Raw genomic sequence first — 21086 nt, 5'->3', positions numbered from 1 at the left:
ACGTGATCGGCGGCAAGTGGAAGGTGCTCATCCTCTGGGAGCTGGGCGAACGGCCGCACCGCTTCGGCGAGTTGCGCCGGAAGCTGTCCGGGGTCGCAGGCGGCGTCGCCGCCCTGCGGGCTCGGGTACCGGGACGCTCGGCGCGCCGCCGGTCACGCGCCGCCGGTCACGCAAGGTGGTGGCTCGTCCGCGCCGTTGCCGCGCCCGCTCCGGGCGGCGACGGCGCCTCGGCCGCGGTGGGCATCGGGCACACCGCGGGCCGGCCGTCCCGGCCACGCAGCCCGCCGCCCGCCGCCCGCCGCGGCGGGCCGGGGTTCCCCTCCTCGCGGGAACCCGTCCGTCCGCCGTGTCAGGCACCCGCCCCCGTGGGGGTGTGCCACGGCACGAAGGCGTTCGTCAGACCCGCGAGTGCCGGGCGCAGCTCCGGGTGGTGGCGCAGCAGCACCGTGATCATGCTGTTGCCGTCGATCCAGGCCAGGCCGGCCCTGGAATACACCTCGGGGGTGTAGTAGTCGGTGAAGAAGCGGTCGCTGTTCAGCCGACGCGAGGCCATCAGGACGAAGACGCGGAACGCCGTGTCGCTGAACGCGAACCCGGTCGGCAGCCTCTCCGCGTACAGCCCGACCACGAGGTCGACCTTCTCGATGTCACCGTCGTAGAGCCGCTCGATCTGCTCCGCCCACACCGGGTCGTCCGTCAGCTCGGCGAAGCCCGCCGCGGGCCGCAGCCGCAGCAGCCGCCGGAACTCGTTGTACCGGGGGACGCCCAGCTCGCGGGAGCGCAGGATGTCCGTGGCGGCGAGATCCTGCAGATGCCCGTCCGGGCGCTCGAACTCCTGCAGGAACCTGGGGAAGTTGTGCAGGGTGACCAGTCCCGGGTGGAGCGTGCCGAAGCTGTAGAGCAGGTCGGCCGTCCCGGTGGCCCGCAGCACCTCCAGCGCGCCGGGCCCCGAGATGTCGCGGAGGCTGCAGTGCCGCAGGGTCCGGTCGTCGGTCACGGAACGCAGATGCCACGCGTCACGGATGAGCGGGTGCATCCGGTAGACGGCGACGAACTCCTCGGTGAGGGAGTACGGGACGCCGTAGTGGTCGCGGGCGCCACCGGGGATGCCGCTGACGACCTCGCTGCGGCTGATCCGGCCGAACAGGTCGTGCACGCGTTCACCCGCGAGGCCCCACCAGTTGGCCCGCAGCGCCTTGACGGTCGTGGGGTGGCTGATCACCGCCGGCGTCCACTCCACGGTGTGGATCTTGGCGAGGAGCGCCGCGTTGACCAGCCGGGCACGCTGGAACAGCTCCTCGTCGGCCCACGACGGGTACGCGTCGTGCAGGTGGTCGCAGATCGCGTTGTGCTCCCGGGCGAACAGGTCCTGCATCATCGCGAGTCCCAGCCAGAACCCGGGCACACGGGAGGAGTCCGTGGGCGACGGCGACCGCTCGTCGTCCCACAGGCGGATCCTGCCCCTCTCACCGGTGCGCGTCAGCCGCTGTGCGGTCTCGTCCGTCCCGTAGATCTGTGAGGCGTCCCACCAGTGGGAGGAGACGTTGACGCGGGTGTCGGGCATCCCGGCGGGTGCCCGCGGGTCCCGGGTCGGGTCGTCCGGCGTCCGCATGATCCGCATGGGCCGTTCCGGCCAGGGATCGTCGTCCGTGAGCGGCACTTCCCAGGGCCGTTCCGTGGGACTCGTCCCGTGGCTGAACCAGTCACGGACCATGAACTGGAGCCAGGCGGCGACCAGCGAGTTGACCGACTCGGCCGGGATCAACGCGTCGCGGGTGAGCAGGGCGCGGCTGACCTCGCGGGGGGTCGGCCGGGACAGCACGTCCTCGGGGGTGGCCGGGCCGATCCTGTCCAGGGGGATGTTCCGGCCGAAACGGGTGCCCGCCATGCCCATGCGCGGCTCGTCGAGGTCGTTGTAACTGCCGTCGGCGGTCCGGTCGACCCGGTGGCTCCCGGACGGCGGCCCGGCGTCGGGCGGGTTCACCGAGGGCAGGGAGCCGGTGTCGTGGAGGTTCTCCTGCCGGAGCCTGACACGCAGTCCCAGGAGAGTCAGCAGACCCGGCAGGACGGGCAGCCGGTCCCAGCCGACGCGCCGGTCGACGTACTCGGCACCGCCGGTGACGATCCGCCAGAAGAGGGACGTACGGTATCCGGCCGTGGAAGGCCGTCCGGCGCGTCGCTGCTCGGTCATCGCGGTACTCCTTGCTCCGCCGCCGCTTCCGTCACCGCCCAGGGGGCAGTGGGCGCGGGAGGTCCCGGCGGCGGACACCGTGCCGGCGGCCGGGGCGGCGATGGTCGGCTCACGGCCGGGACCGGGGTGCCGGGTGAGCGGGACCGGGAAAGGGGAGTCTCCGACATGCCCCGCGATCCATGCTAGGAGGGGCCTCGTTCACCTGCACGTCGAGGACGGCGGCGTGACCGGCCGGCGCGCGCCGCCCACCCGATCGGCCTAGTGTGGACGGAGGGGGGTGACTCGCCGTGGGACCGACACGAGGAGAGCGCGATGGGCAGCGTCGCCACGAACACCTTCCCTGCGTACCGAGCGGTCGCCAGTTTCGAGCGGGCCAGGGAAGTCGCCCGCACGACCTCGCCGTTCACCATCGAGGTCCGCTTCCTCGGCGGACTGACGCGCACTCAGCAGGACGCCTTCGCCGCGGCGGCCGACCGCTGGGCCAGGGTCGTCGTCGGGGACCTGGACACCGCGCTCGTCGGCGGTGACGTCATCGACGACCTGCTGATCGAAGCCGAAGGCGTGGACATCGACGGTCCCGGGAAGATCCTGGGGATGGCCGGGCCCACCGACTTCCGCGACGAGTCCGCCCAGTTCGGCCGGCTTCTGCCGGCGAAGGGCGTGATGAGGTTCGACTCCGCCGACCTCGCCGTGATGGAAGCGGACGGCACGCTGGTCGACGTCATCACGCACGAGATGGGACACGTCCTGTGCGTCGGCACCCTGTGGAGCGACTTCGGCCTCCTCAAGGGCGCCGGCAGCCGGAATCCCACCTTCGTGGGTGCGGGCGCGATGGCGGAGTTCGCCGCGCTCCTCGGCGAGGAGGACCCGGTCCCGGTGCCGGTCGCCAACTTCGGCGGCCCCGGAACCCAGGACAGCCATTGGCGCGAGGCCGTCTTCGTCACCGAACTGATGTCGCCGTTCATCTCCGGCGCGAGCAACCCGCTGAGCCGGATGACCGCGGCGAGCCTCGGCGACATGGGCTACCAGGTCGACCTCGAGGGCGCCGAGCCCTACGAGCTCCCGGACCTGCTCCAGATCGCCCGGGAAGGCGCCCTCGTCCCGCACACGGCGCCCCTGGGCGACGGCATGATGCTGCCGGCGGTACCCACCCGGCTCCCCGCCGGGACACCGTAGCCCTCGGGCCGCGACGGTCGCCGTGGAGCCACCCGGGCCACGACAGTCACCGTCGTACGGCTGTCGCGGCCGCCCCGCCCCGTCCCGGTCCTCACCGCGTCCGGTGACGGAGAAAGTCCCCTTGCGGTGTCCGGTGACGGAGAAAGCCGTGACGCGGAGTTCGGCCCCTCGTGCCACCCGCCTCGGCCCGACCTCTTGACGCGTGAATGACAACAGTGGCTTGATGTTCCGCATGGGAGCGCTCCCACATCCTTCAGGGAAGGGGAACAACCATGCGCGACATCCGCCTCCTGCATTTACGCACGCTTCCGCTCCTCGGCCTGCTGGCCGCCCTGCTCCTCCCCGTGGGCGTGACCGCCACCCCGGCCGCGGCAGCCGCGCCGGCGGCCGACCCGGTGCGCGTCATGCCGCTGGGCGACTCCATCACCGGATCGCCCGGCTGCTGGCGGGCCCTGCTGTGGAACCGGCTGCTGGACGCCGGGCACACGGACGTCGACTTCGTCGGCACCCTGCCCGCGCAGGGCTGCGGCGTGGCGCACGACGGGGACAACGAAGGGCACGGCGGCGAACTGGTCACCAACGTGGCGGACCAGAACCTGCTTCCCGCACGGCTGGCGGCGACGCTGCCGGACATCGTTGTCATGCACTTCGGCACGAACGACGTCTGGAGCAGCGTCTCCCCCGACCGCATCCTCGCCGCCTATACCAAGCTCGTGGGACAGATGCGGGAGTCCAACCCGGACATGCGGGTCCTCGTCGCCCAGATCATCCCCATGAACCCCGGTACCTGCGCCGCCTGCGCCCAGCGCGTGGCCGACCTCAACGCCCGGATCCCCGCGTGGGCCGCGGCGACGAGCACCGACCGCTCCCCGGTGACCGTGGTCGACCAGTGGACGGGGTTCGACACGGCCACCGACACCTACGACGGCGTCCATCCGAACGACGCCGGCAACGGGAAGATCGCCGCGCGCTGGTTCCCGGCCCTGGCCGCGCTGCTGGAGGCGGGCGTCCCCGGTGGTCCGGGCGGGCCCGGCGGCGCCACCTGCACCGCGTCCTTCCGCGCGGTCTCCGCCTGGCAGGGCGGCTACCAGGCCGAGGTGACGGTACGCAACACCTCCGCCGCCCCGGTCACGGGCTGGACGGTGACGGTCGCACCGGCCGACGGCGCCCGTGTCGGCCAGGTCTGGAACGGCACCCTCGGCACGGCCGCCGACGGCACGGCCACCGTCACCAACGCGAGCTGGAACGGGGCCCTCGCCCCCGGTGCGAGCGCCGCCTTCGGCCTCATCGCCATCACCCCGGCGACCTCCTCCGCCCCGGCGGCGACCGTCGGCTGCACGGCCACCTCCTGACGCACGGACGATCCGGCGCGGACCGCCTCGTCACGCACGGGCGCGACCCGACGCACGGTCACCCGCCACGCACGGCACACGCACCCCGACGTGCCGCCCTCCTCACACACGGCACACACCGACACACCGACACACAGCACGGACAGTACGGACAGTACGGACAGCAAGGACACAGCCGACCGCACCCACTGGAGCCGCCATGAGACCCCGTACGCCCGCCTCCCCACGAGCCGTCGGCCTGCTCGCCGCCCTCCTGGGACTCCTCCTCCCGCTCCTCGCCTCCACCACTCCGGCACACGCGGCGCCCACCGGCTTCCGCGTCGAGAACGGCCGGCTCCTCGAGGCGTCCGGGAACGACTTCGTGATGCGCGGCGTCAACCACGCGCACACCTGGTACGCCGACCGGATCGGCTCACTGGCGCACATCAAGGCCAAGGGCGCCAACACCGTGCGCGTCGTCCTCTCCAGCGGCGACCGCTGGACCCGCAACGACGCCTCCGACGTGGCGAACGTCGTCGCGCAGTGCAAGCAGAACCGGCTGATCTGCGTCCTGGAGGTGCACGACACCACCGGTTACGGCGAGCAGAGCGGAGCGGCCACCCTCTCCCGGGCCGCCGACTACTGGATCAGCGTCCAGAGCGCCCTGGCCGGCCAGGAGGACTACGTCATCGTCAACATCGGCAACGAGCCCTACGGCAACACCAACTACACCGCCTGGACGGCCGACACCAAGGCGGCCGTCCAGAAGCTGCGCTCCGCCGGCTTCGACCACACCCTGATGGTCGACGCCCCCAACTGGGGCCAGGACTGGGCCTTCACCATGCGCGACAACGCCGCCTCGGTCTTCGCCGCCGACCCGGACGCCAACACCGTGTTCTCCATCCACATGTACGGCGTCTTCGACACCGCCGCCGAGATCAGCGACTATCTGGGCCGCTTCGTCTCGGCGAGACTCCCCATCGTGGTGGGCGAGTTCGGCCACAACCACTCCGACGGCAACCCCGACGAGGACACCATCCTGGCCGTCACCCGGCAGCTCGGGCTCGGCTACCTCGGCTGGTCCTGGAGCGGCAACGGCGGCGGCGTCGAGTACCTCGACATGGTCACGAACTTCGACCCGGACCAGCTGACCAGCTGGGGTGAGCGGCTCTTCGACGGTGCCGACGGCATCGCGGCCACCTCCGAGGAGGCCGCGGTCTACGGTTCCGGCCCGGGCGACGACACCACGGCCCCGACCGCTCCCGGCACCCCGGCCGCCTCGGCGGTGACGGCCTCGTCCGCGACCCTCACCTGGGGCGCCGCCACCGACGCGAACGGGGTCACGGGCTACGACGTCGTGCGGATCAGCGGCGGCGCGGAGAGCGTCGTCACCACGACGGCCGGCACCTCCGCCACCGTCACCGGGCTCACCCCGGCCACGGCCTACACCTTCGCCGTCTACGCCCGGGACGCCGCCGGCAACCGCTCGCAGCGCTCCGCCACGGTGACCGTCACCACGTCCTCCGGCGGCACGGCGGGGGCCTGCGAGATCGGCTACCGGGTGACGGGCGAGTGGCCCGGCGGGTTCCAGGGCGAGGTCACCGTCCGCAACACGGGCGGCTCGGCGGTGAACGGCTGGACGCTGCGCTGGACCTTCCCCGCCGACCAGCGCATCACCCACATGTGGGGCGGTACGCCGACGCAGAGCGGTTCCGAGGTCAGCGTCACCTCCGCCTCGTACACCGCGTCGATCCCCGCCTCGGGCTCGGTCAGCCTCGGCTTCACGGCCTCGCGGAGCGGCGCGAACCCCGGCCCCACGGCGTTCAGCCTCAACGGCGCGGACTGCTCCGTGGCCTGACGGACCGCTGCCCGGAAGGCACCCTCCCCCTTCCGGGCGGCCTGCCGTCCCGGCTGCTCAGACGAGGTGGGCGAAGACCACCAGGTTCTCGGTGTAGTCCTTGGCGGCATGGTCGTAGGGCCCGGCGCAGGTGATGAGCCGCACCTGGGCGTCGGGGGTGTCGGCGTACACGCGCTCGTCGGGGAAGTCGTCCTTCTCGAAGGACTCCGTCTCGTCCACCACGAACGTCGCCTTGCTGCCGTCGGCGCGCAGCACCCGGAAGCGGTCGCCCTTCTCGAGTTCGCTGAGCCGTGCGAACACGGCCGGGGACGTCGCCGTGTCCACGTGTCCGGCGATGATCGCCGTACCGCGTTCGCCCGGGGAGACCCCCTCGGCGTACCAGCCGACCAGGTTGGTGTGGTGGGGCGGCGGCGGATCGAGCCGGCCCTTGCTGCCGATGGCGAGGTCGGTGAAGGGGGCGTCGACGTCGATGGCGGGGATGAGCAGCCGGGTCGGCTCGGACCGCGGCAGCTGCCTGGCCGCCGGTTCACGGGGGGCGGGCTCGCCGACGGCGGGAGCGGACGGCGCGGCGGAGACCGCGGCTGCCGCGCGCGGCCCGTGGGCGTCGTCGGGAGGGTCCTCCCCGCCGCCCATCAGCGTCATGGCCAGCACCAGGCCGGCTCCGCTCCAGAAGACCGCCGTCATGACGGCGCGCAGCCTCCGCCGCGCCGGCGGCGTCTGATCGGTTTCGAGGGGGGAAAGGGGACTGGCCGGCATCGGGGGGACCACCTCATTCGGACACGGCACACGGACGAGCGAGTGGGGCCGTCATGACGCGCGAGGCACGCACGACGGCCCCGTTATGGCGCCGGGCACGGCTCAGGCCACGCTCCCGGCGGCCTTCTTGCGGCGCAGCGCGTAGGTTCCGGTGCCGAGGACCGCCAGTGCGGCCAGACCACCCGCGGTGACACCGGGCTCGGCGAGCCCGCCGCCACCGGTGTGCATCCCGCCGCGCGGCTTCTCCTTGTTCCACTCCTTGTCCTGCTTGCCGCCGTAGGACTCCTCGCTGTGCGAGTCGTCCTTCTCCTTGTACGTCTCGGGGTCGTACTTCGGGTCCTTGGCGGTGCCCCAGTCCTCCTCGTTCACGGCGGTCAGGGCCCCGCCGCCCGTGTGCACGCCGCCGTGCGGCTTGTCGTGCTCGTCGTACTTACCGCCCTTGTCGTACTCCTTGCTCTCCTTCTCGTACTCCTTGCTCTCCTTCTCGTGCTCCTTGCCGCCCTTGTCGTACTCCTTGCTCTCCTTCTCGTACTCCTTGCTGGAGGAAGACTTGTCGTGCCCCCCGTCGCCCGACTGGTCGGCGTAGGCTGCGGGCGCGGCGATGGCGAGGGCCGCCGTGGCCGTCGCGGTGGCGAACAGCATGCGGGCAGAGCGCATCTGAGAGTCCTTCCACAGGAGGCCGGGCAGCTGACTCCTCGTCAGCACGGATGTCCCGGGCTCCGGCATGATCCACACTCGGCCATGGCGCCCGACCCCACCATCCGGGACGTTCACACGGGTTAACACCCCCACCCTTCCGGCGGCACGCCGTCCGCGTCCGCCCCTGTCCGGCCTCTCTTGCCCCGGACCGCGCCGCCGCCTAGCCTGATTTTGTGCCGCCAATAAACAAAACCCGTTCGCACAGTGTGGTGCCGGGTACCGACCTCGTCCGACTCCGTCTCGCCCTGACCGCCTTCTTCGCCCTCGACGGCTTCGTCTTCGCCGGCTGGGTGGTGCGCATCCCCGCCATCAAGGAACAGACCGGCGCCTCCGCGAGCGCCCTCGGCCTCGCCCTGCTCGGCGTCTCCGCCGGGGCCGTGATCACCATGACGCTCACCGGCCGCCTGTGCCGCCGGTACGGCAGCCATCTCGTCACCGTCGTCTGCGCGGTCCTGCTCTGCCTGAGCGTCGGGCTGCCCCCGCTGACCCGTTCCGCCCTCGCGCTCGGCGCCGTACTGCTGCTGTTCGGCGCGGCGTACGGCGGGATCAACGTCGCCTTCAACAGCGCCGCCGTCGATCTGGTGGCCGTGCTGGGGCGGCCCCTCATGCCCGGCTTCCACGCGGCGTTCAGCCTGGGCGGCATGATCGGCGCGGGGCTGGGCGCGCTGGTCGCCGGTTCGCTGTCGCCGGCCCGGCACCTGTGGGGGCTCGCCGTCGTCGGACTGCTCGTGACGGCCGTCGCGGGACGGGCCCTGATGCGGTGCGAGCCACTGACCCCGGCCGGCGCGGGACGGACCGAGCAGGGCACCCCGCGCCGGCCGGACCGGCGTACCCGCGCGCTGGTGATCGTCTTCGGGCTCGTCGCGCTGTGCACCGCGTACGGCGAAGGGGCGCTGGCCGACTGGGGCGCGCTCCATCTGGAGGAGGACCTCGGCGCCTCGCCGGGTACCGCGGCCGTCGGGTACTCCTGTTTCGCGCTCGCCATGACGGTCGGGCGGCTCTCCGGAACGACGCTGCTGGAGCGGCTGGGCCGGACCCGTACCGTCCTCGCGGGCGGCTCCACCGCGGCGGCCGGCATGCTGCTCGGCGCGCTCGCGCCGTCCCTGTGGGCGGCTCTGCTCGGTTACGCGGTCACCGGCCTCGGGCTCGCGAACCTGTTCCCCGTGGCCGTCGAGCGGGCGGGCGCGCTCGCGGGCCCCGGCGGAGTCGCCACCGCCTCCACCCTGGGCTACGGCGGCATGCTCCTCGGCCCGCCCGCGATCGGCTTCATGGCGGACTGGTTCAGTCTGCCGGCCGCGCTGACCAGCGTGGCCGTACTGGCGGCGGTGGCCACCGTCATCGGCTTCGCAACCCGGCACGTGGACGCGGGCTGATTCCGCGCGGCCCCGGCCGTCCGGGTGGCGGCGGGCCGAGCCTGATCAGGCGCGCGGTGTCGGGGTACTCGGAGGATCGGCGTCCACCGGTTCTCCACCGGCGGACGCCGATCATCCGAACACCCTTCCACGGACCCGGGAGAGACCGTGACCGAGCAGCAGAATCCCGTCGAGCAGCACCCGACCCCCGACTTCCCGTCCCAGGACCAGCCGCACCCCGGCTGGACCGGTCCCATGGATCCGCCGCCGGACCACGGGGAGGACTCCTACCGGGGCAGCGGCCGGCTGACGGACCGCACGGCCGTGATCACGGGCGGGGACTCGGGGATCGGCCGGGCGGTCGCCCTGGCGTTCGCCCGCGAGGGTGCCGACGTGGTCTTCACGTACCTGGACAGCGAGAAGGACGACGCCGCCGAGACCGCGCGGTGGGTGGAGGAAGCCGGCCGGCGGGCCGTGCCCGTCACGTGCGACGTGCGGGAGGAGGAGAACTGCCGGGCGCTGATCGACCGCGCGGTGGCGGAGTTCGGCCGGATCGACATCCTGGTGAACAACGCGGCGTACCAGATGTCGCAGCCTGACGGCATCGAGGCGATCTCCACCGAGCAGTTCGACCGCGTGCTGCGGACCAACCTGTACGGCATGTTCTGGCTGTGCAAGCTGGCCGTGCCGCACATGCGGGAAGGCGGCAGCATCATCAACTCGGCTTCCGTGCAGGCCTACAAGCCGAGCCCGCACCTGCTGGACTACGCGACCACGAAGGGCGCCATCGTCACGTTCACCCAGGGGCTGGCGCAGATGCTGATCGAGCGGGGCATCCGGGTCAACGCCGTGGCGCCGGGACCGGTGTGGACACCGCTGATCCCGGCGACCCTGCCGGACACCGCGGAGTTCGGCAAGCAGGCGCCCATCGGGCGTCCGGCCCAGCCGGCCGAGATGGCCCCGGCGTACGTCTTCCTCGCCTCGCAGGAGGCGTCGTACATCACCGCGGAGATCGTCAACGCGACGGGCGGGACCCCGCTTCCGTAGGGCCGGGCGGGCGTCCGTACGGCAGACTCCTGCCCATGGGTACTGCCTGGTTCTTGGAAGTGCTGGAGAAAGAGGGCCAGTTGCTGGCCGACGCCGCGGAGCGGGCGGGCACGGACGCCGCCGTCCCGACCTGCCCGGGGTGGCTCACCCGGGACCTGGTCGGGCACACCGGCGTGGTGCACCGGTGGGCCGCGGCCTTCGTCGCGGACGGGCACACCGCGCCGCGCCCGATGGACGAGCATCCCGGACTGGACGGCGCCGAGCTGGTGGCCTGGTACCGCGACGGTCACCGCCGCCTGGTGGACACCCTGGCCGGCGCGGCGCCCGACGTGGAGTGCTTCACCTTCCTGCCCGGACCGCCCTCCGCGCTCGCGTTCTGGGCCCGCCGGCAGGCGCACGAGACGACCGTCCACCGGTTCGACGCCGAGTCGGCCCGCGGCGGCACGCCGTCGCCGATCGCCACGGATTTCGCCGTGGACGGCGTCGACGAGCTGCTGCGCGGGTTCCACGCCCGGCCCAAGAGCCGGGTGCGCACCCCGGCGCCGCGGGTCCTGCGGGTGCGCGCGACCGACGCGGACGCGGTGTGGACCGTACGGCTGTCCCAGGAGCCGCCGGTGACCAGCCGGGGGGCGGACGGGGACGCGGAGTGCGAACTGGCCGGGCCCGCCGAGCAGTTGTATCTCGCACTGTGGAACCGGGTGCCGGTACCGGCGGTGTCGGGTGATCCGGAGCTGGCCGCGCTCTGGCGGGAGACGTCCGCCGTGGGCTGAGGGCCCCGCCGCTCAGCCGTCGGAGAGCATCCGGGCCAGCACCGCGCGCTGCACGGGCAGTACCTCGCCGTGCAGCGCGCGCCCCTTCGCCGTGAGCGAGACCCGCACTCCCCGCCGGTCCTCCGGGCACGTTCCGCGCTCGGCGAGGCCCTCCTTCTCCAGCCGGGCCACCAGCCGGGAGAGCGCGCTCTGGCTCAGGTGGACGTGCTCGGAGATCTCCTGGACGCGGTAGGAGCAGCCGCCCGGTCCGGAACCCTGCGCGAGGATGTCGAGGACCTCGAAGTCGCTGGCGCACAGCCCGTGTCCGTGCAGGGCGCGGTCGATCTCGCACTGGGTGCGCGCATGCAGCGCGAGCACGTCCCGCCACCGTTCCACGAGCGCCTGTTCGGCCTGCTTCGCCGCCATGGGCGCACCGTAGCAGGCATGCGCACGCAAGTCTCCCGGGCGTGACCTCTCCGCTCACCGCCTCGGTTCCCGACGGACGCCGGACCGGCTGCGGGCACCTTGCCGGGGCTCCGTGCCGCGAGGGCGGCCGGTCCGTGACCTTGGGCGAGTCCCCCGGCCGGGTTCCTTGCCCGCCGGGGCGCACGCCTGTTTCACACCTCGGGTGACCGGATTCAGGGGGCGGGCGTGACGGGGTACGGGGGGCGGCGCGGTCAGGCCGAGCGGGACGCGATCACGGTCGAGACCGGATACGCCCTGTGCAGCGCGGCGTTCGCGGCAGCGGTCGTCCTCGGGGCCGTGGCGGGGCCGGCGCTGCTCTTCGAGCTGCCGGGCACCTTCGAGACGGTGCTGCGCCACACCGGATCGCTGCTCGCGGCGGTGCTGTTCGCCGTCCGCACGGTGTCCGTGCTGGTCCGCTTCCGGCGAACGGCTCAGCCCAGCCAGCCGGGCCGCACCAACCCCGACTCGTAGGCCAGCACGACCAGTTGGGCCCGGTCACGGGCGCCCAGTTTCACCATGGTGCGGCTGACGTGGGTCTTCGCGGTGAGCGGACTGACGACCAGACGGCGGGCGATCTCCTCGTTGGACAGGCCGATGCCGACCAGCGCCATGACCTCCCGCTCCCGCTCGGTGAGCCCGGACAGGGCGCCGACGGCGGCCGGTTCCTTGGAACGGGCCGCGAACTCCGCGATCAGCCGGCGCGTCACCCCGGGCGACAGCAGCGCGTCACCGCCGACCACCGCCCGCACCGCGCGCAGCAGTTCCTCCGGCTCGGTGTCCTTGACCAGGAAGCCCGAGGCTCCCGAGCGGATCGCCTCGAAGACGTACTCGTCCAGCTCGAAGGTGGTGAGCATGACCACCTTCACGTCCCCCAGCTCCGCGTCCCCGGTCACCCGGCGGGTCGCGGCGAGGCCGTCGAGCGCGGGCATGCGGATGTCCATGAGCACGACGTCGGGCCGCAGCTCGCGGATCAGCCGCACCGCCTCCTCGCCGTCGGACGCCTCCCCGGCCACCTCGATGTCCGGCTGCGCGTCCAGCAGCGCGCGGAATCCCGCCCGGACCAGCGACTGGTCGTCGGCGAGCAGTACACGGATCACCGGTCCTCCTCGGCCTCGGTCGGCAGTACGGCGAGCACCCGGAACCCGCCGTCGGGGCGCGGGCCCGCCTCGATGGTGCCACCCAGCGCGGCGGCCCGCTCCCGCATCCCGGCGAGCCCGCTCCCGCTGCCGCCCGCGTCGGCGCCGGTGGCGGGACCGTCGTCGTCGACGCGCAGCCGCAGCCGCCCCTCCCCCCGTTCGATCCGCACCCGCGCCTCGCGCGAGCCCGAGTGCCGTACGACGTTGGTGAGGGCCTCCTGGAGGATGCGGAAGGCGGCCAGGTCCGCGCCGGGCGGCAGGCGCGGCGGCTCCCCCTCGACCGTCACGGCGAGGCCCGCGCTCGCGGCCTGTTCCACCAGCTCGGGCAGCCGGTCCAGGCCGGGCGCCGGGGTACGCGGCGCGGCGCCCGGCGCGCGCAGCGTGTCGAGCACCTGACGCACCTCGCCGAGCGCCTCCTTGCTCTGGGCCTTGATGGTGGTGAGCGCGCTGCGCGCCTGCTCCGGGTCGCTGTCCAGCAGGGCGAGACCGACGCCCGCCTGCACATTGATGACGGAGATGCTGTGCGCGAGGACGTCGTGCAGTTCGCGGGCGATCCGCAGCCGCTCCTCGTCCGCGCGCCGCCGCGCCGCCCGGGCCCGCTCGGCCCGCTCCCGCGCCCACTGCTCACGGCGGGTCCGGGCCAGTTCCGACACCGCCACGAGCGCCACCACCCAGGTGGCGATCACGATCTCCCGGTTCCAGGAGGCGGCCGCGTCACCGGACGGCGGCAGCCACCGGTACAGCAGCTGCGCGATCAGCACGTGCCCCGCCCAGAACGTCCCCATCGCCGCCCAGGAGGCGTGCCGGTGCCCGGAGACGACGGCGCTGAAGCAGGCCACGGCGACGGTGAGGAACACCGGCCCGTGCGGGTATCCGGCGCCGGTGTAGAGCAGGACGGCGGCGACCGCCCCGAACACCACGGGCACGGGGTGCCGCCGTCGCCACAGCAGCAGCACCCCGGACGCCAGCAGCAGCACCCGTGCGACGGGGTCGAGGGCGACCCGCTCGCCCTCCTGGGCGCGGTCGGCGAAGCCGGAGCCGACCAGCACGAACGCGGTGAGCAGCACGGTGGAGCGCCAGGGCCACCGGGGGCGCCCGTGCTCGCCGTCCTCGTCGGCGCCGCCGGTCCTGCGGCCCCGTCCGGGCGGGCCGTACCGCCACGGCCGGGGCGGCCGCACGGGGCGCCGCCGCCCCGGCGGCCCGCCGCCGGGGCCACGCTGCTCGTCCATGTCCGCCACGCTAGACGCCCGGCGCCCCGGCCCGCGTCAGCCCGGCGTGGTGATCACACGTACTCCCGGTGAAGTACCTCCGCCGGCGCGTCGGCCTCCCGGATCCGCAGCCGGCGCAGTGGCCGCGGCGCCCACCGGTTCGCGCGCCCCGCGAGCCGCATCGTCACCGGCGGCAGCACGACCCGGACGAGGGTGGCGTCCACGAGGGTCGTCAGGGCGGTGCCGACCCCGCCGGTGGCGTAGGACGGGAAGGACACGGGCCGCCGCCCGGTGGGCGTCGCGGAGGACGCGAGGCGGACGCGGGAGGCGGACGGGAGCGTGCCCCGGATCACGGCCGGGAGCCGGCCTCCTCGCCCGCGGGACGCCGGTCCAGTGCCATCAGCGCGCGGTGGGCCAGCGGGTGGGTGCGGACCAGCTCGCCGAGCGTCGTCGAGCCCTGGGTGATGTCCTTGAACGCCTTCCAGGCCGGGCGGAAGCCGGTGAGGACCGCGTGGAACACCCCCGGACGCCGTTCGAACGCGGCCAGCATCCGCTTGCCGACGCTCATCTCCACGCCGAGTCCCGCCTTCACGGCGAAGGCGTAGTTCAGCGCCTGCCGGCGCGTGTCCACGGCGTCGTGCGCCTCGGCGATCCGCACCGCCCACTCCCCCGCCAGCCGGCCCGAGCGCAGCGCGAAGGAGATGCCCTCGCGGGTCCACGGCTCCAGCAGCCCCGCCGCGTCCCCGCACACCAGCACCCGCCCGCGCGACAGCGGCGAGTCGTCGGCGCGGCAGCGCGTCAAGTGGCCGGAGGAGATGCTCGGTTCGAAGCCGGCGAGGCCGAGCCGCCCGATGAAGTCCTCCAAGTAGCGCTTGGTCGCGGCGCCTTCACCGCGCCGCGAGATCACGCCGACGGTGAGCGTGTCGCCCTTGGGGAAGACCCAGCCGTAACTGCCGGGCATCGGGCCCCAGTCGATGAGCACCCGGCCCTTCCAGTCCTCGGCGACCGTCTCCGGCACCGGGATCTCCGCCTCCAGGCCGAGGTCGACCTGGTCCAGCTTGACGCCGACGTGGGCCCCTATGCGGCCGGCGCTGCCGTCCGCGCCGACCACGGCCCGCGCGAGCACGGTCTCGCCGCCCTGCAGGACGACGGCGACCGTGCGCCGGTCCGGTACGGCCGAGCCGTGCTGCTCCACCCGCTGCACGGCGACGCCGGTGCGCAGCTCGGCGCCCGCCTTCTGCGCGTGCTCCACGAGCTGCTGGTCGAACTCGGGCCGGTTGATCAGCCCGAACAGCATCTGCCGGGAGCGGCGGGTGCGGCTGAAGCGGCCGTTGTTCGAGAACGTCACCGCGTGCACCCGGTCCTTGAACGGGAGCTCGAAGCCGGGCGGGAGCGAGTCGCGGGAGGGGCCGATGATGCCGCCGCCGCACGTTTTGTAGCGCGGCAGTTCCGCCTTCTCCAGCAACAGCACGCGCCGTCCCGCGACCGCCGCCGCGTAGGCGGCCGAGGCCCCCGCGGGCCCCGCGCCCACCACGACGACGTCCCACACCTGCTGTACGTCGTCCGCCGAAGAGTTCTCGCTGCTCACGATGGTCTACTGCTCCCGATCCAGCCGCCTGCCGCTGATGTCCCCCCGCATCCTACGGCGGCGGTCACCGAGGCTCGCTGTGGGAGGATCGGCGGCGTGAGTGCCCCGTACACGGGTCCTCACGCACACCGCACGATCATCTCGTACGAAGAAGTTCGCAGAAGTTCCAACGTCGCACCCACAAGGAGCGTGCCCATGTCGTCGAATCCGGTCGCCGCGACCGTCGCCTCGCTGATGCCCAGGGCGAAGGAGGAGCTCACCGAACTGGTGGCCTTCAAGTCGGTGGCGGACTTCGACCAGTTCCCGCGGGTCGAGAGCGAGGGCGCCGCCCGCTGGATCGCCGACGCGCTCACCGCCGAGGGCTTCCAGGACGTGGCGCTGCTCGACACCCCGGACGGCACGCAGTCGGTGTACGGCTTCCTGCCGGGCCCCGAGGGCGCCAGGACCGTGCTGCTGTACGCGCACTACGACGTGCAGCCGCCGCTGGACGAGGCCGGCTGGGCCACCCCGCCCTTCGAGCTGACCGAGCGCGACGGCCGCTGGTACGGGCGCGGGGCCGCCGACTGCAAGGGCGGCGTGATCATGCACCTGCTGGCGCTGCGGGCGCTGAAGGCGAACGGCGGCGTCCCCGTGCACGTCAAGGTGATCGTCGAGGGTTCGGAGGAGCAGGGCACCGGCGGCCTGGAGCGGTACGCCGAGGACCACCCCGACCTGCTGACGGCCGACACCATCGTGATCGGCGACGCCGGCAACTTCCGCGCCGGTCTGCCGACGGTCACCTCCACCCTGCGCGGCATGACGCTCGTCCGGGTGCGGATCGACACCCTGGAGGGCAACCTGCACTCCGGCCAGTTCGGCGGGGCCGCGCCCGACGCGCTGGCCGCGCTCGTGCGCGTGCTGGACTCGCTGCGTGCCGAGGACGGCGGCACCACCGTCGACGGGCTGGCCGGCGACGAGACGTGGGACGGACTGCGGTACGACGACGAGCAGTTCCGCAAGGACGCCAAGGTGCTCGACGGTGTGGAGCTGATCGGTTCCGGCACGGTCGCCGACCGCATCTGGGCGCGCCCGGCGGTGACCGTGCTCGGCATCGACTGCCCGCCGGTGGTCGGCGCCACGCCCTCGGTGCAGGCGAGCGCCCGCGCGCTGATCAGCCTGCGGGTGCCGCCGGGCGTCGACGCGGTCGAGGCGACCGGGCTGCTCCGCGCGCACCTGGAGTCGCACACGCCGTGGGGCGCGCGGGTGAGCACCGAGCAGATCGGTCAGGGGCAGGCGTTCCGCGCGGACACCGCCAGCCCGGCCTACCAGGCCATGGCCGACGCGATGGCGGTGGCGTACCCGGGCCAGGAGATGCAGTACGCGGGCCAGGGCGGCTCGATCCCCCTGTGCAACACCCTCGCCGCCCTCTACCCGAAGGCGGAGATCCTGCTCATCGGCCTGAGCGAGCCGGAGGCGCAGATCCACGCGGTGAACGAGAGCGTGTCCCCCGACGAACTCGAGCGGCTGTCGGTCGCGGAAGCGCTGTTCCTGCGCAACTACGCGTCCGGCGCGAACTGACCGCCGCAGTCCGGCCGTACTCGAGGACGTCACGGGCGGGACGGCTTCCCTGACCCGGCGGGGCGTTCGGGCTCTCCCGGAAAAGGAGGCCGCCCCACCCGTCCACGGCACCGTGCCGCCGGGCGGGTCCGCCCCCGCCCGGCAGCGGGCCGCCGGCCGGCGTCCGCCGGTCCGGGCTCATCCGACCGGCACTCCGGCCTCCAGGTACATCGCCTTCCCGCGTTCCCTCGCCCGCAGTGCCCGCCGCAGCCGTTCGTAGCGGACCGGGGGCAGCAGATCGGCGGCCTCGGCCTCGGAGGCGAAGCGCCAGCCGCGCAGTTCCGGTCCGGGCAGCAGGAGGCGTCCGGCGGCCGCGGAGTCGAGACGGCCGCCGTCGAAGAGCAGCCGCAGGCCGCCGAATCCGGGCGGCGCGGGCGGCTCCCAGTCGACGACGAGGAGCGCCGGTACGTCGTCGAGGCGGATCCCGGTCTCCTCGGCGACCTCGCGCATGCCCGCACGCGCGGGGGCCTCACCGCGTTCCACGACCCCGCCCGGGAACTCCCAGCCCGGCTTGTAGGTCGGATCGACGAGCAGGACCCGGTCCTGCTCGTCGAAGAGCAGCACACCGGCGGCGACCGTCTCGGCGGTGGGTTCGGGCGTCTGCACGATGTCGCAGGCCGGCACCTCCCCGCTGCCGACCGCCTCCGCTATCCGCAGGGCGGTCTCGTAGGGGCTGAGGGTCCCGCTGTCGACCGGGTAGGCGTCGGCGGTGAGCCAGGCGGCGAGGGCCGCCTTGTACGGTTCGATGTGGTCGTACGACCATTGCCGGACGCGCATGTCGCCGTCGGGGAGGTCCGCCGGGACCTCGCGGCCGGCTATGCGCTCACGCAGGATCGTTTCCGCCGGGGCGAGGAGGACGTGCCGGACCGGTATCCGGCGGGCGGCGAGCCCGCCGAAGATCTCGTCGCGGTGCTCCTGGCGCAGCAGGGTCATGGGGACCACGAGGGTCCCGCCGAGCTCGGCGAGCATCGCGGCCGCCGTGTCGATCACGAGTCGTCGCCAGATCGGGAGGTCCTGGAAGTCGCCGACCTCGGCGAGGCGTTTGGGCGGAAGCAGCCGGTCCAGTGCTCCGCCGATGACCTCGGGGTCGAAGAGCGTGCTGTTCGGGATCAGCTCGATCAGTTCGCGCGCGGTGGTGGTCTTTCCCGCACCGAACGCCCCGTTGACCCAGACGATCACGTTTCCCCCTCTTCTGTTGGCCCCCTGTGGCTTGCCCGCTCCACCCTGCCACGGAAACCAGATCCGGTTGAGAACGCGCGAGAACGGCGCCGGCGCCCCTGTCGTCCAGGGGCGCCGGCGCCGTACGGCCGTGCCGTGGGGCTCGTCAGTCCTTCTCACCCCGGTCGATGTCCAGCTCCACGGTGTTGTCCTCGGCGACGGTCCGGTCGAGGGTGCCGAGGGTGTCGTCGACGCCGAGCGGGGCGCCCCCGTCGGCGGCCGCGTGCGACGGGGTGACGGCCGCGACGACGAAGCCGGTGGCGAGGGAGGCGATGGCCAGCATGCTGCGCTTCTTCATGCCCGGCACAACTGCCGGAACGGCCCCGGGGTCACGCACGTGTTCCCGGGTCCACCCCGGTGGCCGTCACGGCGCCGCGCACGACAGGCCGCACCGCGAAACCCCGGGCACCGGCGGCCGGTGGCAGGGACCCGCGACCGGTGGCCGGCGGCGGGGACCGGACCCGGCCCTCAGACTCCCGCCACCGCCGTGTCCGTCCTGCCCGCCAGCGCCGCCGCCGCCGCGCCCACCAGGCCCGCGTCCGTCCCCATCCGGGCCGGGGTCACGGCGAGGCGCTGGACGAAGGACAGGGTGGCGTACTCGGTGAGTGCCTTGCGGAGGGGGGTGAAGAGGACCTCGCCCGCCTTGCCCACGCCCCCGCCGATCACGGCGATGTCGATCTCGACGAGTGTCGCGGTGGCCGCGATGCCGGCGGCCAGCGCCCTGGCCGCCCGCTCGAACGACGCCGCGGCCACCGGATCGCCGGCCCGGGCGGCGGCGGCCACCGCGGCGGCGGAGGTGTCGCCGTCCGGGCCGGGACGCCAGCCGTCGTCCAGGGCGCGGCGGGCGATGTTGGGGCCGCTCGCGATGCGCTCCACGCAGCCGCGCGAACCGCACGGGCACGGGTCGCCGTCGAGGTCCACACTGATGTGGCCGATGTGGCCCGCGTTGCCGGTGGGCCCGGGGTGCAGCCGGCCGCCGAGCACCAGGCCGCCGCCGACCCCGGTCGAGACGACCATGCACAGCGCGTTGTCGTGGCCGCGGGCGGCACCCTGCCAGTGTTCGGCGGCCGTGATCGCCACCCCGTCGCCGATCAGCTCCACGGGCAGGCCTCCGGCCGCGTCCCGGACCCGGGCGACGAGCGGGTAGTCGCGCCAGCCGGGCACGTTGACCGGGCTCACCGTGCCCGCGGAGGCGTCCACCGGGCCGGCGCTGCCGATGCCCACCGCGCCGGCGCGGTGCCACAGCGGGGACGCGGTGAGCTCACCGAGCACCGCCTCGACCGCCCGCATCACGGTCTCACCGTTCTCCTGCGCGGGCGTCGGCCGCTGGGCGCGGACCAGGATCCGGCCCTGGCCGTCCACCAGCGCGCCGGCGATCTTGGTGCCGCCGATGTCGAGCGCGGCCACGAGGTCGGTGTGCATCAGTGTCGGATCTCCCCGTTGAAACATCAGAAAACCGCCGAGAACGACCATGCGCGCCCAGGAGGCAACACATGGAGCACGGACAACGGCCGATCGTGCGGCGAGGTGCGGGCCGGAGTGTGCACGGGACAGTGTCCCCCGAGCCTGACAACGTTGTCCAGGCTCTATGCTCGACGCCACATCCTCATACAAGCCCATGGGCCTACGCATCCCCGTGGCCGACAGGACAGGACACCGCACCGTGCCGGAGACGACCCGCCGCACCGACCGCATCCCAGGGACCCGTTACGGCAACCGTCCGACGATGAAGGACGTGGCCGCGCGCGCCGGGGTCGGGCTCAAGACGGTCTCCCGCGTGGTCAACGGCGAGCCCGGCGTCACGCCGGAGACGGAGCGCCGCGTCCAGGAGGCGATCGAGGCGCTCGGCTTCCGCCGCAACGACAGCGCCCGCGTGCTGCGCAAGGGCCGCACCGCCAGCATCGGCCTGGTCCTGGAGGACCTCGCGGACCCGTTCTACGGACCGCTGAGCCGGGCGGTCGAGGAGGTGGCCCGCGCGCACGGCGCCCTGCTGATCAACGGCTCCAGCGCGGAGGACGCCGACCGCGAGCAGGAGCTGGTGCTGGCGCTGTGCGCACGGCGGGTGGACGGTCTCGTGGTGATCCCGGCCGGGGACGACCACCGCTATCTGGCGCCGGAGATCAAGGCGGGCGTCGCCACCGTCTTCGTGGACCGTCCGGCCGGGCACATCGACGTGGACGTCGTCGTGTCGGACAACTTCGGCGGCGCCCACGACGGCGTGAGCCACCTGATCGCGCACGGGCACCGCCGGATCGGCTTCATCGGCGACATGCCCCGCATCCACACCGCGGCCGAGCGGCTGCGCGGCTACCGAACCGCCATGGAGGACGCGGGGATAACGGTGGCGGACCCCTGGATGTCGCTGGGCGTCACCGACCCGGAGCGGGTGCGCCGGGCGGCCGAGGAGATGCTCTCAGGACCGGATCCGGTCACCGCGATCTTCACGGGCAACAACCGGGTGACGGTCACCGTGATCCGGGTGCTGGCCGGACACTCCCGCCGGGTCGCCCTGGTCGGCTTCGACGACATCGAGCTCGCCGATCTGCTCCAGCCCGGCGTCACGGTCGTCGCCCAGGACGCGGCGGCCCTCGGCCGGACCGCGGCCGAGCGGCTCTTCCGCCAGCTGGACGGCACCCTGCTCGCTCCGGAGCGGATCGAGCTCCCCACCCGGCTGATCACCCGCGGCTCCGGCGAGCTGCCCCCGGCTGACTAGCGG

General features: G+C 73.5%; 20 protein-coding genes and 1 pseudogene. 10 read left to right on the top strand and 11 right to left on the bottom strand.

Translation table 11 applies throughout. The annotated features are described in order from the left end of the window. Nucleotides 1–2: 2 nt before the first annotated feature. Nucleotides 3–95: pseudogene (locus AB0A94_RS34720) on the top strand (winged helix-turn-helix transcriptional regulator); the annotation flags it as partial. A 254-nt stretch (nt 96–349) separates the two neighbouring features. On the opposite strand, the gene AB0A94_RS34715 reads toward AB0A94_RS34720, so the two are convergent. Then, entirely contained in the window at nt 350–2191 is a 1842-nt protein-coding gene (locus tag AB0A94_RS34715) for a peroxidase family protein (RefSeq protein ID WP_361750454.1), read from the bottom strand. Between the two features lie 312 nt (nt 2192–2503). On the opposite strand from AB0A94_RS34715, the gene AB0A94_RS34710 reads away from it, so the two are divergent. From AB0A94_RS34710 to AB0A94_RS34700, 3 genes are all read left to right on the top strand, one after another. Next, nucleotides 2504–3367, top strand: coding sequence for a leishmanolysin-related zinc metalloendopeptidase (locus AB0A94_RS34710; RefSeq protein ID WP_361750452.1), 864 nt, complete (start codon nt 2504–2506; stop codon nt 3365–3367). 272 nt (nt 3368–3639) lie between these two features. Continuing rightward, complete coding sequence (locus AB0A94_RS34705; protein ID WP_361750450.1) at nt 3640–4719, top strand: GDSL-type esterase/lipase family protein; 1080 nt, start codon at nt 3640–3642, stop codon at nt 4717–4719. A 199-nt stretch (nt 4720–4918) separates the two neighbouring features. Continuing rightward, nucleotides 4919–6556 (top strand): cellulase family glycosylhydrolase, encoded by a 1638-nt coding sequence (locus tag AB0A94_RS34700; protein ID WP_361750448.1) that lies wholly within the window; start codon nt 4919–4921, stop codon nt 6554–6556. Nucleotides 6557–6613: 57 nt separating this feature from the next. Here AB0A94_RS34700 and AB0A94_RS34695 read toward each other — a convergent pair whose 3' ends face one another. Both AB0A94_RS34695 and AB0A94_RS34690 read right to left on the bottom strand, forming a co-directional pair. Continuing rightward, nucleotides 6614–7240, bottom strand: coding sequence for a class F sortase (locus tag AB0A94_RS34695; protein ID WP_361750446.1), 627 nt, complete (start codon nt 7238–7240; stop codon nt 6614–6616). A 174-nt stretch (nt 7241–7414) separates the two neighbouring features. Then, on the bottom strand, nt 7415–7969 hold the full coding sequence (locus AB0A94_RS34690; RefSeq protein ID WP_361750444.1) for a hypothetical protein: 555 nt from the start codon (nt 7967–7969) through the stop codon (nt 7415–7417). Nucleotides 7970–8220: 251 nt separating this feature from the next. Between AB0A94_RS34690 and AB0A94_RS34685 the strand changes: the two genes are divergently transcribed. The 3 genes from AB0A94_RS34685 to AB0A94_RS34675 all read left to right on the top strand — a co-directional run bounded on the left by AB0A94_RS34685 (nt 8221) and on the right by AB0A94_RS34675 (nt 11180). Then, complete coding sequence (locus AB0A94_RS34685; RefSeq protein WP_361750442.1) at nt 8221–9384, top strand: MFS transporter; 1164 nt, start codon at nt 8221–8223, stop codon at nt 9382–9384. A 147-nt stretch (nt 9385–9531) separates the two neighbouring features. Continuing rightward, a complete protein-coding gene (locus tag AB0A94_RS34680; protein ID WP_361750440.1) occupies nt 9532–10410 on the top strand; it encodes an SDR family oxidoreductase in 879 nt (292 codons plus the stop codon). 35 nt (nt 10411–10445) lie between these two features. Further along, nucleotides 10446–11180 carry a maleylpyruvate isomerase family mycothiol-dependent enzyme gene (locus tag AB0A94_RS34675; protein ID WP_361750438.1) on the top strand — a complete coding sequence of 245 codons (735 nt, stop codon included), beginning with the start codon at nt 10446–10448 and terminating at the stop codon, nt 11178–11180. Nucleotides 11181–11192: 12 nt separating this feature from the next. Here the strand turns inward: AB0A94_RS34675 and AB0A94_RS34670 are convergent, their stop codons facing one another. Further along, a complete protein-coding gene (locus AB0A94_RS34670; RefSeq protein WP_361750436.1) occupies nt 11193–11585 on the bottom strand; it encodes a MarR family transcriptional regulator in 393 nt (130 codons plus the stop codon). A gap of 225 nt (nt 11586–11810) precedes the next feature. On the opposite strand from AB0A94_RS34670, the gene AB0A94_RS34665 reads away from it, so the two are divergent. After that, nucleotides 11811–12095 carry a DUF6332 family protein gene (locus AB0A94_RS34665; protein ID WP_361750434.1) on the top strand — a complete coding sequence of 95 codons (285 nt, stop codon included), beginning with the start codon at nt 11811–11813 and terminating at the stop codon, nt 12093–12095. On the opposite strand, the gene AB0A94_RS34660 is transcribed toward AB0A94_RS34665, so the two are convergent. Genes AB0A94_RS34660 through AB0A94_RS34645 form a run of 4 tightly spaced genes read right to left on the bottom strand, consistent with a single transcriptional unit; the run spans nt 12056 to nt 15556 of the window. Then, nucleotides 12056–12721, bottom strand: a complete 666-nt coding sequence (locus tag AB0A94_RS34660) for a response regulator transcription factor (RefSeq protein WP_361750432.1) — start codon at nt 12719–12721, stop codon at nt 12056–12058. The genes AB0A94_RS34665 and AB0A94_RS34660 overlap by 40 nt on opposite strands. Beyond that, complete coding sequence (locus AB0A94_RS34655) at nt 12718–13998, bottom strand: sensor histidine kinase (RefSeq protein WP_361750430.1); 1281 nt, start codon at nt 13996–13998, stop codon at nt 12718–12720. Before AB0A94_RS34655 ends, AB0A94_RS34660 begins: the two co-directional genes overlap by 4 nt. 44 nt (nt 13999–14042) lie before the next feature. Beyond that, on the bottom strand, nt 14043–14321 hold the full coding sequence (locus AB0A94_RS34650; protein WP_361750428.1) for a hypothetical protein: 279 nt from the start codon (nt 14319–14321) through the stop codon (nt 14043–14045). Then, a complete protein-coding gene (locus tag AB0A94_RS34645) occupies nt 14318–15556 on the bottom strand; it encodes a geranylgeranyl reductase family protein (protein WP_361750426.1) in 1239 nt (412 codons plus the stop codon). Before AB0A94_RS34645 ends, AB0A94_RS34650 begins: the two co-directional genes overlap by 4 nt. Nucleotides 15557–15751: 195 nt before the next feature. Between AB0A94_RS34645 and AB0A94_RS34640 the strand changes: the two genes are divergently transcribed. Further along, complete coding sequence (locus tag AB0A94_RS34640) at nt 15752–17113, top strand: dipeptidase (RefSeq protein WP_361750424.1); 1362 nt, start codon at nt 15752–15754, stop codon at nt 17111–17113. Between the two features lie 177 nt (nt 17114–17290). Here the strand turns inward: AB0A94_RS34640 and AB0A94_RS34635 are convergent, their stop codons facing one another. The 3 genes from AB0A94_RS34635 to AB0A94_RS34625 form a co-directional block, all read right to left on the bottom strand. Continuing rightward, nucleotides 17291–18331 (bottom strand): NUDIX domain-containing protein, encoded by a 1041-nt coding sequence (locus AB0A94_RS34635; RefSeq protein ID WP_361750422.1) that lies wholly within the window; start codon nt 18329–18331, stop codon nt 17291–17293. A gap of 145 nt (nt 18332–18476) precedes the next feature. Beyond that, entirely contained in the window at nt 18477–18668 is a 192-nt protein-coding gene (locus tag AB0A94_RS34630; RefSeq protein WP_361750420.1) for a hypothetical protein, read from the bottom strand. Between the two features lie 170 nt (nt 18669–18838). After that, nucleotides 18839–19792 (bottom strand): ROK family protein, encoded by a 954-nt coding sequence (locus AB0A94_RS34625; RefSeq protein ID WP_361750419.1) that lies wholly within the window; start codon nt 19790–19792, stop codon nt 18839–18841. A gap of 196 nt (nt 19793–19988) precedes the next feature. Here AB0A94_RS34625 and AB0A94_RS34620 point away from each other — a divergent pair, with 196 nt between their 5' ends. After that, nucleotides 19989–21083 carry a LacI family DNA-binding transcriptional regulator gene (locus AB0A94_RS34620; protein ID WP_361750417.1) on the top strand — a complete coding sequence of 365 codons (1095 nt, stop codon included), beginning with the start codon at nt 19989–19991 and terminating at the stop codon, nt 21081–21083. The last annotated feature ends 3 nt before the right edge of the window (nt 21084–21086 follow it).

Origin of the sequence: Streptomyces sp. NPDC044984, assembly GCF_040646935.1 — a bacterium.
Lineage (GTDB): Bacteria > Actinomycetota > Actinomycetes > Streptomycetales > Streptomycetaceae > Streptomyces.
The sequence above is the reverse complement of the archived record's forward strand: the minus strand, read 5'-3'. Positions and strand labels throughout refer to the sequence as shown.